Annotated in this window: 11 protein-coding genes; 4 read left to right on the forward strand and 7 right to left on the reverse strand. The window is 51.1% G+C overall.

Annotated features, from left to right (window positions below; genetic code table 11):
- The first annotated feature begins 135 nt into the window (after positions 1–135).
- Both HRU79_04985 and HRU79_04990 read left to right on the forward strand, forming a co-directional pair.
- Entirely contained in the window at positions 136–1,113 is a 978-nt protein-coding gene (locus tag HRU79_04985; GenBank protein QOJ26034.1) for a hypothetical protein, read from the forward strand.
- On the forward strand, positions 1,110–5,921 hold the full coding sequence (locus HRU79_04990) for an AAA family ATPase (protein ID QOJ26035.1): 4,812 nt from the start codon (positions 1,110–1,112) through the stop codon (positions 5,919–5,921). The genes HRU79_04985 and HRU79_04990 overlap by 4 nt, the downstream gene beginning before the upstream one ends.
- On the opposite strand, the gene HRU79_04995 is transcribed toward HRU79_04990, so the two are convergent.
- Together HRU79_04995 and HRU79_05000 are read right to left on the reverse strand one after the other, a co-directional pair.
- Positions 5,918–6,988 (reverse strand): ATP-binding protein, encoded by a 1,071-nt coding sequence (locus tag HRU79_04995; protein QOJ26036.1) that lies wholly within the window; start codon positions 6,986–6,988, stop codon positions 5,918–5,920. The two genes, HRU79_04990 and HRU79_04995, sit on opposite strands and share 4 nt — an antisense overlap.
- Positions 6,989–7,002: 14 nt before the next feature.
- Positions 7,003–7,701, reverse strand: coding sequence for a response regulator transcription factor (locus HRU79_05000; protein ID QOJ27273.1), 699 nt, complete (start codon positions 7,699–7,701; stop codon positions 7,003–7,005).
- A gap of 148 nt (positions 7,702–7,849) precedes the next feature.
- Here HRU79_05000 and HRU79_05005 point away from each other — a divergent pair, with 148 nt between their 5' ends.
- Positions 7,850–11,344: a PKD domain-containing protein gene (locus tag HRU79_05005; protein ID QOJ26037.1), complete on the forward strand. Its 3,495-nt coding sequence runs from the start codon at positions 7,850–7,852 to the stop codon at positions 11,342–11,344.
- 57 nt (positions 11,345–11,401) lie between these two features.
- A complete protein-coding gene (locus HRU79_05010) occupies positions 11,402–13,525 on the forward strand; it encodes a TonB-dependent receptor (protein ID QOJ26038.1) in 2,124 nt (707 codons plus the stop codon).
- A gap of 40 nt (positions 13,526–13,565) precedes the next feature.
- On the opposite strand, the gene paaJ is transcribed toward HRU79_05010, so the two are convergent.
- From paaJ to HRU79_05035, 5 genes are all read right to left on the reverse strand, one after another.
- Positions 13,566–14,048 (reverse strand): phenylacetate-CoA oxygenase subunit PaaJ, encoded by a 483-nt coding sequence (gene paaJ, locus HRU79_05015; protein QOJ26039.1) that lies wholly within the window; start codon positions 14,046–14,048, stop codon positions 13,566–13,568.
- Between the two features lies 1 nt (position 14,049).
- Positions 14,050–14,805 (reverse strand): phenylacetate-CoA oxygenase subunit PaaC, encoded by a 756-nt coding sequence (paaC, locus tag HRU79_05020; protein QOJ26040.1) that lies wholly within the window; start codon positions 14,803–14,805, stop codon positions 14,050–14,052.
- Positions 14,806–14,893: 88 nt separating this feature from the next.
- Positions 14,894–15,283, reverse strand: coding sequence for a hypothetical protein (locus HRU79_05025; GenBank protein QOJ26041.1), 390 nt, complete (start codon positions 15,281–15,283; stop codon positions 14,894–14,896).
- Between the two features lie 81 nt (positions 15,284–15,364).
- Positions 15,365–17,656, reverse strand: a complete 2,292-nt coding sequence (locus HRU79_05030; GenBank protein QOJ26042.1) for a hypothetical protein — start codon at positions 17,654–17,656, stop codon at positions 15,365–15,367.
- A 7-nt stretch (positions 17,657–17,663) separates the two neighbouring features.
- Positions 17,664–18,497, reverse strand: coding sequence for a hypothetical protein (locus HRU79_05035; GenBank protein ID QOJ26043.1), 834 nt, complete (start codon positions 18,495–18,497; stop codon positions 17,664–17,666).
- Positions 18,498–18,614: the final 117 nt, after the last annotated feature.

Genomic DNA, 18,614 nt, shown 5'->3' on the forward strand with positions numbered 1-18,614 from the left:
CGGCATGCCGGCAGGCCTTTTTTATTTCCGGCAACCAGTCCAAAACAACATGTTTTCCGGTTCTCCAAACTCAGGAATTCCGATTTTCGCATAATACATACACTAACAATGCTAATCAGTTACTAACTTGGATACATGAGTGTATCATCGCGAACAAAACTTGTTGAATTAAGTGAGCATACCCTTGCTCAGCAGATTACCTTCTATATGCTGGTTGTACTCTGCACTGCCACGCTGCTGCTCGCCGTTGCCGTCCCAATTCTAAACTCATTTTTCGAGGGCTTTCTGCGCAACGAAGTGGTCCGCGACGGCACCGAGGTCCTGTATCGTATGGCCGATAACCGTGCCGACGAGATTGTAACAACCGGCGGATTAACAACGTGGGCTCTGATCGACCCCAAGCAGCATGAAACCAGTAAACCACGGGCAGAGTACATCTTTCAGCCGTTAATTGCGCTGGCCCCGCTTGTTGCAGTTGGCGGCGTTGTGTGCGCTGCACTGCTTACCATAGTGATCCCCGGCGGTTTCCTGCGCCAGAAAATCCAACGGGAAATTGTTGTTGTGCTAAATAAACTTACAGTTAAAATTTATGGCGACCACTCTGCCGATGAAATAGCACAGGTAACCCGGGACATTAAGCAGGCCGACCTACGTCGATTGCACGAGATTGCCGACACCTATCAAATCTTGTTTTCCGACCTCAACCTGCTGCGCCAGGCCATTCTCTGGCGCGATTCAGCCGGACCTGGTCAGCTATTTAAAACACACGATGCCGTTAAGTTCTACATGCGGGAGTATTTTACTGATCAGTATAGTAATGCCGTGCTTGGCTTCGTGTATATTGGTGCAGCCGTCCTGATCATCGTCATCGGGCTTAGAGGCATTAAGTTCCTGCCGGCAACCGATCCCAGCTTTGTACTTGGAGCACTGGGTCTGGAGTTCATTTTGCTGATCACCTATGCAACGGTGCTTATGTATGGCCGGGCCGACGACGGCCAGGTGGTTCCAGCCAGCGCACCGTATCCGGGTTATGCTGATGCTGCTTCCCAGCACGAAACCGAGCAACTGCTACGAGCCTTTCTGGCAGTACAACGCGGAGATACAAAAGAATGAGCATACAGATTACTGCCCGGCAGGAGGCTTCGGTACTCCTTACTCACTCCATCGGTCAGTGGGAACAGGGCACCGGCAGCGTTGTTTTCATACGGGGTCAGGCGGGGGCCGGTAAATCGTTTATTCTGGACGAAATCGAACACTATCTTGGCAGCGCTGCAATACGCGTTGACTGCCGTCCGCCCATTGGATCGTTTAATGTTGCCGGAATCCAGCCGCTACAACCTTTTGGCCTGGTAATCGAGCGATTATACCAAAACAGCGGCCAGGCAGCCAAAAAACGGCTGGCCGTAAACATCGGCATGAGCTTGCTTGCCTCCCTGCCCATTGCGGGTGATATTTTTTATGCAATTAAGTCGGTTCGGCAGGATGTTTCGGAATTCCAGCGCGAAACTGCTGCTCTGGCTCATAAAAAACGAGCTGCTGTTGATGAATGCATCGACGCATTAACTGCAGCCCACCAGCAGCAGCCCTTTGTTCTGCTGGTTGATGACGGACACTGGTCCGATCCACAAAGTATCGAGGTTTTACGCCGGCTTATGCTTCTGCCAAAAGCCCCTTTAATTATTTGGGCTTTTAATGCGGCAACTGCCAAACAACACAACCTGTCACTAACCGCTCTGTCCGAAGAACCGGGTGCTGTGCGTCTTGAACTGGGTGCGGTAACCGTTAGCGAGTTTCCGGCATTGCTGCATAGCATTGCCCCCTCACTTGTGGTTACTCCGGAACAGCTTACGGTAATCCACGAACGCAGTGCGGGGTTGCCGGGTATTGTGCATGAATACGTGCGATACTGGGAAAAGCATGGCCAGGTCTCGGCCAACGGAACCCTGAAAGAAGATGTGCTGCAGTCAACCAGTATCCGCATGGATAGTCATCCGGCTACCATGGAGAAACTTCATGAAATTTCGGATGATGATGCAACGTTCCTTGGGTTGTGCGCATTAGAAGGCCGTGAGTTTACAGCTTTTCTGGTTGCTGCGCTTACCAATACAAGCGTTGTGAACACTATTCGCCGTCTGCGCAGTATCGAGAGGGCAACCGGTATCGTTCAGAACGTCGGACTTCGGACCAGATATGGTGTTAAGACGACAACATTTTTCTTTACTGCTGACCTGCCCTATACCTATTTCGTAAACTTTCTTAGCTATGAGGAAAAGAAGGAGCTGCATCAGCGCATTGTGGATATACTGTCGGCTGAGCGCAGCAACAGTTCTATCGAAGCAATTCGCGATCAACTGTCAATGCTGATTGCCGCACACAGCATTGCCGCCAACAACGATACCGTTGCCACCGAAATGCTCACCGAAAGCTACCGGTACGCATCAGAGACCGGGTCAGACCTGACCGCCGCTATCATTCTGGAAGAATTGCGGCAGCTGGATTCAGCGATGCCCGATGCCGTAACATCGGCCGATGATGCACAAAACACCGAACGGGATGATGCAGCACTGCCTCAAAACGGGGTCTCGGTTCCCGTCAGTGAACAGCTGCGCCTGGCTGCCGACGCAATTATCCAGGGCAAGCCTGACCAGGCCTTACGATATCTGCACACCACACATCCCGCCATCACGACCACAGAGCAGGTGCTGCGGCACTGCTTATTGGCACGTGCTTGCGCCGGTATCGAACGATACTCCCAAGCCGAAGAATACCTGATGCATGCAGAACAAATTGCTGCCGATACAAATGCTCTGCGCGTGTACACCCTGAACATGCGCGCACTGGTGGCAGGTTTTCAGAACAATACTTCGTTAGCCCTGGATTATATTCAGCAGGCAGCTAAGATCGCTGCCGACGCTCCGGCAAACTCGAATTTGTTAACGTTAGGTAATGCCATGCTGTTAGATGCCAAGAATCAGCCGCCAACACAAAAGCAAAAACTACTTCGGATTCTGAAACAGAGAAACTGGAAGCACCTTGCAGCCGATCTGGGTTTGACGCTTATTGCAATACTTGTATTCCTGACGGGATCGGCCTTGAACCTGATGGCAGCCGATACCGATGGTTTTAATACGCTTCGGGCGCGAAGTATGGAAACAGCTCATCCTACACCGGATGCAGGAAAGATTTCAAAGTACCGACGCCTGAAAGTTCCGTTTGTTCAGGGTACAACCACCTTCCCATCACAGTTCGAAAACGTTTCACTCATTGCCGATGAAGACGATGCCCAGCCCATGCAAAACGAAAGCTCGGTGGCTATTAATCCACTGAACCCTGACAACCTGATCGGCTCGGCAGTGGACTACCGCAAAGAGAGCCAAACCTGGGCATACTACACCACCAACGCAGGCAAAACCTGGAACAATGTCAGTCTGGGATATCCCCACCAGGGATGGCGCTCTACCAACGATCCTTCGGTGTGCTTCGATCACCTGGGAAGGGGCTATCTGTGCTATGGCGGCTTTAACGTTACCAAATCGCAGTTTGGCGAGAATGGCGTTTACGTATCTCTTACCGATGACGGCGGCCTAACGTGGCATAAAACACACATCCCTGTTATCGAGCATGTTGGACCACAAACTGTTGATAGCTCGTTTGAAGATAAATACTACATCCACGCCGATACCTGCATCACATCGCCATACCGCGGCCGACTTTACATACCATGGAAACGGGTGATCAACAAAGATTCTTCTACCCAGATTGTTATTGCACACAGTACCAACAGAGGTCTTTCCTGGCAACCGCCGGTTGCAGTAAGTAACCGGTTCCCGGGTACGAGTGAACATGCTACGTTCGGTCAAAGCTTTCCGCTGGCACGTACAGGTCCGGATGGTTCGGTGTACCTTGTGTGGAATAGCGGTACCGAAAGCGCCATTCGCTTTGCCCGAAGTACTGACGGCGGTTTAACATTTTCAGATCCATCCGTCGTGTTCAACTATAAACCCTTCGGCGAAAAACGCGAAGTCGCCGGCGTTGTTAATAGCAGAGTAAAACAATCTGTCCGCGCAGAAGCGTACCCAACCCTGTGCGTTGACAACACCAACGGACCACGCCGCGGATGGCTGTACCTTGTCTGGTCAGCCGATAATTATCCAAATGTTTACTTCTCACGCTCAACAAATGCAGGTGCATCATGGTCTAAACCGGTGTTCGTCCACTCCGATACCACGAACGACCAGTTCTGGCCCTGGATAGCATTGGATCCGCTGAACGGCGACCTTGCGGTGATGTATTTTGATTCCCGCGACGACTCGGCAAACCTGCTGGTTAACTGTTATGTAAGCTACTCGCCTGACGGTGGGTCAACCTGGGTTGATAAACGAGTTGGCGATGCAGAAAACGATCTGCGCAATAATCCTTTTCAGGGAAGAACCTTCGCAGGTGACTACAGCGGATGCGATTTCTATGGCGGTATCGTGTATCCGTCGTGGGTTGATATGCGCAATACAACAGCCTCTAATACTGCCGATAGCGACGTCTTCACCGCGATTGTCCATACCAGGGCCCCAAAGGCCCCCGACACGTTCGGAGCCGAAACAATTCCCGACATTCCTACAGCTATCGATGTATCGTGGAGCGCCGTCAGCAAACGTGTTTTCGAACAACCACTAACAGGCACAGCCACGTACAAACTTTCACGCGAGGGAACCGTAATTGCTACTCTGCCACTCGAAACAACGTCATTTCGCGACGAAGGGCTTACCGCTTACAAGGAGTACCACTATTCACTTACGGTAGTATCCGGAGAAAATACGTCTGTTACCAGAAAGGCTTCTGCGTTTGCAGGTGGCTCTAAAATTCCAGGTGCTCCGGTGTTGCTTTCTGCCACAGGATCCAGCAATCCGGTTCCTCCTATGATGAATCTTACGGTACGCCTGCCCAGGCTCAGACTCGATGGTACAACACCTCTGATTAACATGGCTGAACTTCGAGGCACGGTTGGCTCCGTACCGTTTTCGGTTCCTTTAAATTCTTCTGATACCGGCATGGTAAAGGAATTTACAGTAGCTGCACCGGCTGATGGCTGGTTTAATAGCACGGTGTTTGTTGTGGACTCCGCAGGAAACCAAAGCCCTGTCTCAAATACCGTCACTGCATTTACCGGAAATTTGTATTGGCAGACCGAACGGTTCGACACCTTGCCCAATTTCCGGGTGCTGTCAGGCAACTGGGGACTTGATACTAACTTTAGTTATTCAAAACCTGCCTCGTTCACCGAGTCGCCCTTTACCGGATATGACAAACGGATGCGCGACACAGTTATGCTGTATCCACACGTGGCCGGTCTCGTTCCGGAATATGATGCTGTTAAACTTTCGTGGAAGGTGGCTGCGTTCGTCCACCCGTCCGACACCGTGTTTCTTGAGATGTTACCCAGCAGCAATATGGATGGTGAGTGGGAACAAATTGCCTGGTGGAATTCATCGCTGGATGCACGCTGGGCCGATACAACCAAGGGCGCCGATGCCTGGCGCTCCGGATTCCATATCCTTCGATGGACGCCTGATACCGTGTACCTGCGACTGCGGTTTCAGTCCAACCTCGCAAACAACAGCGATGGATTTTATATCGACGATATAACATGGGATCATTTAACAACCGTTCAGGATATCGCCTATCAGATGCCGTCACGGGTGTTCCCGACGCCTGCAAGCAACGCTGTACGAATTGAACTCGCTGCAGAAACGATACCGGCAGATGTCACAGTTTACTCTGCCGACGGAGCAAGGCAGTATGCACCCTGGCACTATCAAAACAAGTCCGTCGAAATCAACGTGCAGCATCTTGTGCCCGGTGTTTATACAGCTGTGATTTCTAAAGGGGCTTGGATAACGTCGGTTCCTGTTATCGTCTATCGCTAATCCGCCTTTAACGTAAACGCAATGACTGTTCCATGGCCGGGTTCGCTCTCTACACTAATGGTGGACGAGTGAGCTTCGAGTATGTGTTTCACGATTGCCAGACCCAGCCCTGTGCCACCAACGTCACGGGATCTGTTTTTATCTACGCGATAAAACCGCTCGAACAAACGTTGTTTGTGTTCAGGCGGAATCCCGATACCGGTGTCACGTACGGCAATTCGTACAACACCATCTGATTTTTCAGCACTGATATCAACTAATCCATTATCGGTGTTATACTTGATTGCGTTATCAATCAAATTTGTTAATACCTGTACAAGCCGCTCCCTGTCGCCATACACCCTTAGTGCCTTGTTGGGCGGTAAGAGCAGCCTGAGAGTAATTCCGCGTTGCGCACCCTGCAGTTCCATCGTATTCACAACGTCCTGCAGTAATTCCGTAGCACTGAAATACCTGAAACTCATTCTGAGTTCGCCGCTTTCAATTCTGGAAATATCAATAAGGTCGCTCAGAAGTGCGTTTAATCGGCGGGCATTGTAGTATGCCTTCTCGATGAACTGACGGCTCACCTCCGGATCGTCCAACGCACCGTCAAGCAGTGTTTCCAGATATCCCTGGACGCTAAAGATGGGCGTGCGAAGCTCGTGCGACACATTGGCAATGAACTCGCTTCGCACAGTTTCAAGTCGGCGCAACTCTGTGATGTCACCGGATGTCTTCTGTGCTAATGCATTGATTGCCGTTACCAAACTGTTGATTTCCGAGACGGTGCTCTGAGCTGTAATGCGGGTGCTGACGGCTCCCTGCGTTATTGCCGTAATCGTTGCAGAAATTTCCTGCAGTGAACTTAGTATCGTCTGTGTAACAAATCGGGATATCAGCGAATACAGAATTACCCCATAAGCGCCAAGGATCAGCACCGACGCAACACCAAGAACCGCAAGCGTAACCCCACTAAGGTGTACCGGCAGTAGCAAGACCACGCCCGCCAGAGCACAGGCAAGCGTCAGTACCGACACAGAAACCAGTACTGCTATTTTGCGTAACGGTTCAGGTCTGGCTGCCATAGCAATGATACGTATTAAACATTTTTAAACTGATACCCAAGACCTTTTACTGTTTCGATGAGTGCCGCATGCGCACCAAGTTTTTCACGAACTTTCGATACATGCACATCTACCGTTCGGTCAACAACCTGTACGGTTTCACCCCATATCTCGCGCAGCAATGCTTCGCGCGAAAACACTCTGCCACTATTGGCTGCCAGAAATGCCAGCAACTCGAACTCTTTCTTTGGAAAGAACACCTCCTTACCGTCAACCCACACGGTATAGCTTCTGCGCTGAATCGTGATTGAGCCCACCCGTATGGTTTCCGGTGCAACAATCACCTCTGAACGTATCGGTGCTGCCCGCCTGCGAAGGATGGTCCTGACCCGGGCTGTAAGTATTCGCGGGCTTACCGGTTTCTGAATGTAGTCATCGGCTCCCAGCTCCAGGCCGCGAAGCTGGTCGATTTCTGTTGACCGCGCCGTGAGGAACACAACCGAAGCCGATGCTGTGCCGGGGGCCGACCGTAATGCTGCGCAGACTTCAAAGCCGTTCATACCCGGCATCATTACATCCAGAATCACAACCTCGGGTTTATGATCGGCAGCAAGCTGAACCGCCTCCCTGCCATTCGATGCCGTGATAACGGTAAAGCCTTCCTTCTTTAGGTTGTACGACACTAACTCAACAATGTCGGCTTCGTCGTCAACAACAAGTATTTTTGTCTCCATCATACATCTTCCATTGCATCAAATTACGGTATTCGAAATCATGAATTGCACTTCCCTGTAGGTTTCAGTGCAAAAAACCATAAACTTGTACTAAGCCACCGTACATCCTGCAGATACGATTGCAAGACGAGAATGATGTCTGCACACAATGTGTTCATATTTACCATATTCTCCTGCCATTACTCACCTGACCAAGGCACTCACAGCCGGAATCACCGCCCTTGTTTTTTTACTCGTGGGTACCGATGGTGTTGCGCAGCGGGTGTACTGGAACTGGTATTTCGGTAATCAGGCAGGCGTTACCTTTCGGTCAGGTATGCCCGAGCCCCTTACCGACTCCCGTATCCATACCGAGGAAGGGTGCGCCACAATTTCTGATCCGGGATCGGGTACACTGTTGTTTTATACGGACGGACAGACGGTGTGGAACAAAATGCACCTGCCAATGCCAAACGGAACCGGGCTTCACGGCGATGCTTCAACCAGCCAGAGTGCGTTGGCAGTTCAGTGGCCGGGGGCATCGGATGTGTACTGCATTTTTACTCCAGCCCCAATTACGGCAACGTCGGCGTCGGATAAATGCATGTGCCTGAAGTACTCAATCGTGGACATGCGACGCGACAACGGGTTCGGTGATGTTGCGGTGCGTGATGTGTTACTGGCACATGATGTTACAGAACATATTACCGCTGTACCCGATTGTAATGAAGGGGGCTTATGGATCATCGCACGAAAGAAGGATGCTGCGTCATTTATTTCGTTTCACCTGAAGTCAGATGGTATCAACGTAAAGCCGGTATTGTCCAACATTGTTGGCTTGCCCGAAATTCGTGATGCAGGGCAAATGCAGGCATCACCCAACGGACGGCACATTGTTATAACATCACCATCCGGTACTACCCAGTTGTTTCAGTTCGCACGCTCAACAGGAGCCTTGTTTAACGGTATCAACCTGTTTGGTACCGACAACACCGGTATCCACTACGGTGCTGCCTTCTCCCGCAGCAGCAGGTATCTGTTCATTGCAACTGCAACACTGGTGCCCACACCGGGTATCTTCATTTCGCGTTTTGATCTTGAGGCGGGAAGCAGCGATGCGATTATCGCTTCCCGGACTGTTATTGGCTCTTTTAATGGCTCCGCCAATTTCACACCTCTGCAACTTGCACCTGACGGTGCTATTTATATCGGACGTTTCGGTGAGAAATTTCTGAGTTCGATTCCTAAACCCGATGATGAATTTCCATCAATCACTGAACATGCCGTCACCTTATACGGCGAATGCCGGTCGGGTTTGCCACAAGCGATGAACTGGAACCTCACTACACATATCCCGTTTGATGTTTCGTGCAACCTGCCCTTTGCCATTTCGGAACCTGCCTTTACCTGTGCAAACGGATGTGTTCAGCTGAGCGATAAAAACCAGGGAAACATTAATGCGTACAGCTGGGATATTCCGGGTGGTATTCCATCATCATCACGAATTCCGTCACCAACCGTATGTTTTAAAACTGCGGGTGTTTATCGTGCAACGCTTACCGTTTCCAACCAGTACGGTAGTGATAGCACCACGGTTGTTATTACCGTGAGTGATCCACCGGATCTGGAGCTGCCCGACAGTGTTGAGGTGTGCAAGGATGTCCCGTACCAGTTGCAGGCTGGCGCGGCCGAAGACTACCGGTGGCAGCCAGCCACGGGGTTAAGCAATCCGAAGATAGCAAATCCCTATGTTACGGTTTCCGTACCCACTGTGTACACCGTTATTGCTACCAATAGCACCGGCTGCTCAGATACAGCCACGGTACTGGTTAAACCCGCCGAAATGAAGGCAGGCGGCAGCGTTACAATTTGCCCCGGCGCACCCGCTACACTGTCGGCATCCGGTGCCACTGCATACGTGTGGTCACCGGCACTTAACATGACCGACTCCACATCGCCAACACCGGTAGTGTATCCAACAGAATCTACCACCTACTATGTTCGGATGACGAACGGAGCATGCACGGTTACTGACTCGGTCCGCGTAAACGTCGAAACATCGTTTGCCGTTACGATCAACGCGCCACCAAGCGTCTGCGAAGGTGATGCTGTATTGCTTACCGCCGTTGGAGGAGGCTCCACATTTGAATGGCTGGGTGAGGGTGTAACACCTTCATCAACAAATCAAACAACCGTTATTGTAAACAAGCCTACAATGGTAACCGTGCTTGCTGTAAGTGGCAACTGTCGGGCAGTTGATTCGGTTTTTATTGACGTTATCCCCCGACCTGCAATCAGCCTTCCCGCGCAACTACAGATTTGTGCAGGTGATACGGTTCAAATTTCCGTTACCTCTAACGCACAAACCATTACCTGGGAGCCGGCTCTGTCGCTGAGCACCGACACCGGAAGCCAGGTGCGAGCGTGGCCCGCCGAAACAACCACATACACAGTAACTGCAACCGGCATGGGCGGCTGCGTTGTCACCGATTCGGTCACGGTCAGTGTTATCGGTATGACAATGATTTCCGCCGGACCCGTAGTACATACCTGCCCGGGCACACCGGTTCGGCTTAATGCCGTTGTTCCGCCTGGAAGTACGGTACGATGGACCCCCGAAGAGGGGCTTGACGATCCGGCATCGGCAACCCCTATTGCGAACCCTGCAACTACAACGTTGTACAAACTTGTAGTGTTCCTGAACGGATGCGTGGGCACCGACTCCACCACTGTTTTTGTTGCACCTGCACTGGTCTCGGTAGGCAACGATATGCGGATTTGCTCGGGTAGTGCCGCACAGCTCCTGGCAACGGGTGCCGTCACGTACCGGTGGTGGCCCACTGACGGACTGTCTGACCCCACTATTCCCAATCCCATTGCATCCCCACGCATCACAACAACGTATCAGGTTACGGGCACCGATGGCTACAACTGTACGGGCACCGATTATATCACAGTTTATGTTATTGATACAACATCAATTTCGATTCGTATTGGTACCGTTACTGCCGAAGCCGGAAACAGCAACATTGCAATTCCGATTCTTGTTAATGTTGACCCGGTTCTGCTGCCAATGTTTGCCGATACACTACGTGCAAGCCTGGTGTTCCCGGCAGCAGCCTATTCTCCCACACACCTGGATCGCGGGCCCTCGGTTTTTTCATTTAGGAACAGCGACCAGATTGTCAGGCTGATTCAGGATAATATTCAAATCGTTAACAGTCAGCAGAGAATTAATACACTCTACGGAACTGTGCTCTCAGGAGGTATCACCGATGCTCCGATCACCTGGGAAGATATTCGGTGGACCGGCGTTACCTGCCCATCCACTACCGGAATACCCGGCCGGTTACTCATCACAGGATGCAGTCTGCAGGAACGGGCACTCACGTTTTTTGCAACGACAACGGTAACCATTCAGCCCAGACCGATAAACGACCGTGTAGATGTTTACATTGAAGGCGGAGAGCCCGGCTTGTTTGAGATCAGACTGATTGCTACTGACGGCAGCATGGTAAAACGTTGTACCGTCACCAGGGAGCTTGGCGAAAACAGTGCTACTGTGGTTCCGGTTTCAATGCATGACGTAGCCAGCGGACCCTATATCGTTGTTGTAAACTCAGCACTGCACCTTGCTACCGCAAATATCCTGTGGGTACGATAGTTTATCCGATTGCGTAATAACGCACCTGCCACAACCTAACAGCCGTAAATTTGTGCGATGCTCAACCCACGCTGTGCCGCAACTTGTCTGTATGCACTCCTTTGTTCATTCTGCACCCTCTCCGCCGCCGGACCGGACTCCCTGGCACATCGCTCCCTGGCTGACAGCCTGCGCTCCGTTCAGGCAGATCAGATTGTTGTTACAGGAACACGGAACAATGTGCGACTGAAGGATTCTCCGGTGCGTGTTGAGATCATTGGTGAAGAACAAATCAGAGCAACGGCAATGGTAAACATGGCCGACCTCTTAAAAGAGCAGAATGGCCTGCTGATGCAGGGCAACGTACGCACCGGCGTGCAGATGAACGGTCTGGGCCCGGACTATACCCTGATCTTAATCGATGGTCAGCCGGTAATTGGCAGAGTTGCAGGGATCATCGATCTTACGCGGCTCTCGGTAGGCAATATCGAGAGAGTTGAAGTCGTGAAAGGCCCCCTCTCAAGTATGTACGGCAGTGAAGCTCTTGCAGGCGTAATCAACATTATTACAAAACGTCCTGACGACGGTTTCACCGGTTCCGTGCATACGCAGTATGTTTCCAAAGGCCCGGCAGAAGTCAGACTGGAAGGCGGCTGGGGCAGCCCCAATACTGAAATCGGTGGTTTTGTTAACGTTCGGAAATCGGCGGAGTTCCAAACAGTAATGGATACCCTGACCATTCCGTATGCAGGCTTTAGCGATGCAACGGCACAACTGAAGATGCAGCACAAGATTAGCAGGAACTGGCTTGTTAAGGGGTGGGGACGCTACTTTACATCGGCCTCTGAAGGCGACTTTATCGAGAGCGTGCAGGGTCAGATTTCCAAGAATAGCGGCAGCGTGCAACAGTCAGATCTTAGCACAACCGTAGGCGTGGAATACACAAAGAATGCAGCACGGTTACAGCTTACTGCCTATGCTTCCGATTATGAAGAACTTTATAATTTTGACGTTGATCAGGGTGCCGCAGGTAAAATAGATAACATGACCCGGCGTATTGCCCGGCTGTATGCACAGTATGATTTAATCATGGGAGAGGCCGACAGACTAACTGCGGGTGGCGAGTTTATTTACGACGATATTTCAGGAACACGATACATCCCCGATACCGCCGCAAATACCAACCCGCTGATGTATCGCACCTGGGTTGGCTTTGCCCAGTGGGAAGGGTTGCCTACTGACTGGATATCGTATGTGCTTAGTGCCCGTTTTGACGGTAATAGTGTTTACGGTGCGGCTCTGAGCCCCAGGTTCTCAATGCTCTGGAAGCCACACAGCCACTTCCGATTTACCGGATCGGTGGGAACAGGCTTTAAGGCACCTGATTTCCGACAGTTGTTTGTGTCGTTCTCCAACAGGCTGCCGGGTGCGGGCTACGACCTTATCGGCGCCGAATTGCTTGGCGTTGAACTTCAGCCGGAGCGCAGTATATCGTACGACCTTGGGATCCGGTACGATGACGGTTTAGCCGAACTCTCTGACCTTGCCGTTCTTGCTTATAATGCCGATATCAGGTTATTCAGAAACGACCTTGAAAATCTGATCGAATACTACCCGTACGGGATTGTTGACGAGCGCAGCGTGTACAGTTACCGCAACCTGTCAAAAGTTACTACCCAGGGCATTGAAGCAAATATCCACCTTGCATTTTCCAACCTTGAGCTTGGCACCATAACCCTGAGTTCCGGCTATCAGTTTCTGGATGCCTACGATGATGAAGTAGTAAATGCAATTAGGAACGGTACAGCCGGCACAATTGCCCATAAGCTAACGCTTAACGAATACGGCGGACTCTGGAACCGGTCAAAGCACAGTGGCTCCGTTCGCCTGCAATACGATTCTCCCGGCAAATTATGGAGTGCCAATATTCGGGCACAATTTGTAGGGGGCTATGGCGATGAATCCCTCGATAAAAACGGCATCGTGATGAGCAATCCGCCGAGGAAGGTACTGGATCGTCCGGACGAATATGTTAAGGGATATACCGTGCTGAATGTCGCAGTAACACATACAGTACTCCTGGGACAAACGCGGCTGATGCTTGGTGCCGGTATGAATAATGCGTTAAACGTCCTGAACCCAATGCTGATCCCCGGGCTGGTAGGAACGCAGTTCTATGTGCAGGCATCTCTGCACTTGTAACCCAACCATACCTGTACGCTGTTCAAAAAGCTGCAACGTCCTATGCAGGCTTGAATGCCTCGAATGTTTCCTTGCAGCTGTTGCATTTGTGAATGCTTCTGCAGAGGGTAGGACCGAAAGGCGACACCAGCTTTGTATCGGAGCTGCCGCAAACCGGGCACGGGATATGGTTTAGTTCTTCCAGTTCCGGCCCTAAACTACCACTGTGTTCTGCAGGTGGCGCCAGGCCATGCTTGAGTAACCCCTGTCTGCCACGGGCATTGATGCAGTTAGATGACCACGGTTTGTCAAACGTAACCTGGACGCTGACCCGGGCAAACCCAAGCCCCTTACAGACTTCCTCGATGTCGGAGCGCATCACGTCGATAGCCGGACACCCCACAAACGTTGGTGTCATCGTTACGGCAATCGCGTCACCGTCAACACTAACATTGGTTACAATGCCCATGTCAACGACGCTTATGGTAGGAATTTCAGGATCTTTTACTGCCTGCAGTGCTTCAAGCACGTCCTCCTTCGTCATCTTACCACTCCGCTTCCGGATCGATGCGAACAACCTCCGTCATCTCTTCCAGCAACGGTGCAAGATATTCGCTATGCTTGCCTTGGCGTCCACCATAAACAGGTTTAGCATCTGCCGGTATGGTTAAGCCGGCTTCAGTGAGCACCGGCACCACGAAATCAAGCCACAGCTTCTGCAACTCAGATTCCGGAACTGATAGTTTGCCGGACTTAATCGGGACATCGTGGTCTCCACCTTCGAACATTCCCAGAGCATACGGCCAGGCATAGTTCAGCGCTTCCTGCATCCTTGCCTTACTTTCTGCCGTACCATTACCGGAGAGTTGTGTAACCCACGTTTTACCGTGATACAGGTGATACTTCAGCTCGCTGTGGATTTTCACGGCTAACTTCGCTAACGGCTCCAGCGAGCTGTTACGCAGGTTTTCAAACCGGAGAAATTCGGCGGCATCAAATAAAAAGTGACGCATCAAACTAAAGTCATATTCTCCATTTGGCAACTCTACGAACTGACAGCAGAGGAATTCCTCAGGACTGCGGTGAAAAGCAGCCTGATCGGGTGCCGGGCCACCACAAAGCTCATGATTCAGGGCATACAGGGCCTGAGCATGGCCAAGCTTGTCTTGCGCGATTGACGAAAACGCAACATCTTCTTCCAGAATCGGACCAAGCCCGGTCCACTCACTGTGACGATGGGCAATGATGAGCTCATCGTCGGCAATGCGTAACAGTAGTTTACTTACAACGTCGGTATTCATAATCTTTTCAAGTATAGGGTATGGTTCTCAATTGAATTACTTCGGCGATCACAACTGGCTGACGGATGAAACGAATATGGTTTCATTCTCACTGTCGGTTTTGCTGTTCTTTCTTAAATGCATCCAGCTTTTCGCGTACCATGTAGGCAGCTACATCGCGATACCCCTTTTCTGGTGCCGTTGCAAATACGTCTGCGTCGCTGCTATCCATGGTTACCACGTTTGAAGTTTTCACTACCCAGAGGTTGTAGGTTTGCCCGCGTCGTCCATACACTTCTTTGGCCATTAGGAGGGCGATTTCGGCATTGGGTGCGTGTACATTGCCTACATGGGTATGATGTGCGCCACTCTTTTGCTGATGAAATACCTCGTACGTTTGAAGCTGGTCAAGCTCCTGCTTTTCTGGTATCTGGGCAGGTGCGTCTGCGGGAATTCCCAAACGGGTAACCCGTGGGTCTAGAGATACAATTGTAGCCATAAATTTCATCTACCACATCATCACATTTAACGAATTTGTTGATTTCATGTTCTGCAAACCTACTGTTTTTTCAGGTAATGCCTAATGGATTATCCCTACCGGTACCGAGGTCATTTCTCCCTGGTCACCCATCAGTATGGCAGCGTACCTTCCGGCAGGAACTCCGTGAGTGCGGAAGAGTATCGCCGTCTCAGAGCCTGACACGGTTACCTCTGCTTCGGCCACATGCCTGCCCAGAAAATCAACCAGTACTGCCCTTACATTCTGCAGAGCGGGCTTAATCGTGAGCTGCACAGAGCTGTTTGCCGGCTGAGGATATGGATTCGAGAGGTAGTGAGAGACGCCCGCCCTGTAAACAAACGTCTTGATGGCTACGTCGCAACGGGAGGTGCCACTGAAAAACTCCCCGGCTCCGCGAGCTAATACCGGGATGATTGTCGGACTGCAGGTGTCTGGCAGAATTAGCGTATCGGCAACGGCACCGGTGTCAACAGGTGCAAAACACAGTGTGATCCGGCCGGTCTGCAACGGGCCTAAACGGATTGGCAACTGTGCCTGCGGAATGCTGATCCACAGGTTATGTACCAACAGTGGCCTGCTGATAACAAGCTCTTCGCTGGTGGACTTGTTTCTGATAAGCACATCTGCACAGCGAGCACTGCCCACGGTGGTTTCAGGGAGAACAAAGGCCGGAGTAAGTGCCGACATCAGTTCAATTCTGTTTTCAATATCCAGCACTACAATGGTCACTGATGCAGACGTAGCAGTGCATCCGTACTGATCCTGAACTCGTACGGTATATTCACCGGGTTGTGAAACTGTGATATCCTTACTGGTTGCCCCGTTACTCCACTCATACGAGGTGTACCCTTCGGGAGCTGAAAGGGTAATCGTTTCGCTTCGACAAATTGTAGTGTTCCGGTTTGTAGTAATTACGGGGTCAGGCCTTGGATGAACTGTAATGGCAACAGGACCCAGCGTAAACGAACACCCAAATACATCGGTGTATTCAACCGATACACTGGTGGTTGTTGAGATATAAATAACTTTAGCAGTGTCAGAAGTACTCCACCTCTGACTAACAGCGTTCCCCTTGAACTCGAGTCTGACACTGTCGCCCTGGCATACTTCCAGCACGGGAGCAATGATCTGGGCGGGATCTTCGGGATAATGCCGTATCGTTATTGAATCAGATGACTCCAAACAGGTCGAGGTGTCATACGCGACCACGCGATATGTACCAGCAGCGGAGGCGTACCTGCTCTGCCCCTGTACGCCGTCTGACCATGTGTATAGTGCATACCCGGCAGATGCCGTCAGCAGGACGCTGTCGGTTCTGCAAATCGTTAAGGTAGTGTCCGATGGCATTATCGAAACCGTTTTAAAGTCCCGTACCGGTACATACTTGTACAACCCGCTGCCGCCGATCCAGCCAACTGAGTCACCAATAAAGAAAATGTCGTCAAGGTTACCGCTAACGCCACAATTCTTGTTTATCCATGAGAGACCGCCATCACTTGTATAGTAAACGGTTTTATTGTCGCCTACGGCCCAGCCACGTTTTTCATCAATTAAAAACGTACCAAACATTGCTTCCCCAATGTTAACATCGGTCCACGTTAAACCTTTATCATGCGAGAGGAGTATTCCACCCTTTTTTGATCCGGCTCCTGCGCAGTCTTCACCGGTCCACGGAATCATAATGGTGGACCCGACAATCGACAATTCTTCATGCCACACCTTCCTGGGTGTTTTAGCATATTTCCGCCAGGAGCGTCCATAATCCGAGGTGTTCCAAAGTACACCACTACTTAGAGCGTAGCCGCTGCCATCATCATACAGCAGAGCATCGGATAAGCCGCTGCGTGGTTCTGTTTGATAACTCGCAGTAAAGGTAACACCGCCATCCGTGGTCCTGTAGAACGCCTGAACACTTGTGGCACAGCCCCCTACCAGATACACTCCTTCATTCTGATTCAGGAAGTAGCTGCCCCAGCCTTGCTCACCGTTGGGGTCGGGCGGTGTAATATCACGCCATGTGGCGCCGCCATCGGTGCTTTTATACAAGCCTGCCGGACCCGAAGTATAGCCGATCAGCGGGGTAAGAAACTGTATGTACTCCAGAAACTTACGCGATGTTTGGGAACCGCGCCATGTTATCCCGCCATCGGTGGTGCGCACAACATAACCTTCGATACTACATGCCCATCCGTACCGTGGGTCGGACTTCAGGAAGAATACGTCCAGGTAGTATCCGGTACTGTACGGCAGTGGCAGTGATGCTTTAACCCACTGAGCAGATGTTGGCAGTGTGACCAATACGCTAATGATGCCGAGCAGCAGACCGCGATATGTTCTGGTGGACAACGTCATGGGGATATTAACGAACCACAATCAATTTTCCTGAGTACAGATTTCGTTTATTCAAAATGGCAACAATGTATTCGCCCGGGGGCGCGGGTTGTCCGCTTGTTGTACGACAATCCCAGGTAAACACATACTGTGCCCTGCTAACAGTTTCGGTATGCCGTGCAACACATTCACCAAGTGCATTTAAAATTATTACGTCCACCGTTGAGCCAGGCTCTGCTGGTGCAGAAACAGTTACTCTGTCATGGGCGGGCAGTGGCGAGATTGATGGTAGGGGGCTTACGGTTTCGGCTACGCTGTTTGCTGCGTTTACTTGTACTTCAACCGGTTCCAGGAAGGCCCATTTATCACCCTTGGTGCTTCCATCCATATTTGCGGCATTAGCAGCCGCATGAATGTAGCATGTGCCTTCCTCAGAGGGAGCCATCCACTGAAAGTTAAATTCAACTTCTCCGTTGGTTGCTTTTTTAGATGACGTATGCGTCAGCTCGCCCTTCATCGTCCAAAGCCCCGACCCCTGAGGTGCAATGAGTGTCCCCGCATTTGTTTTACCATTTACCTCAGTTTTAACCGAGATATCGCAGCCCGCAGCCTTCATGCCGATAGCCGAAATGCGGAGCATCAGACTCACCGTTGCACCCGGCAATACGTACAGTTTACCATTAACAGTACCGGGAAGCGATACCTGGACCTCGGCTGATACAGTGCCATGGCACGACGAGTTACCGCAGCCCGGTTGAGTCAGGACAGATCTGCCGACGATACCGGACGACGAAGCCCGGGCATCCGGATACGGGAGCAGCATGGCAACAGCAACGACAACAGCGATGAGCAGTTTATTCATGGATTGTAGTACCTGATTACGATAAGCAGATTATTCATGGATTGTAGTACCTGATTACGATAAGCAGATGACATATAACATTCACATTTGTTTCGGTGGTGTATAAACGAACGAAGG

This window comes from Ignavibacteria bacterium (genome assembly GCA_015709655.1).
Classification (GTDB): domain Bacteria; phylum Bacteroidota; class Ignavibacteria; order Kapaibacteriales; family Kapaibacteriaceae; genus OLB6.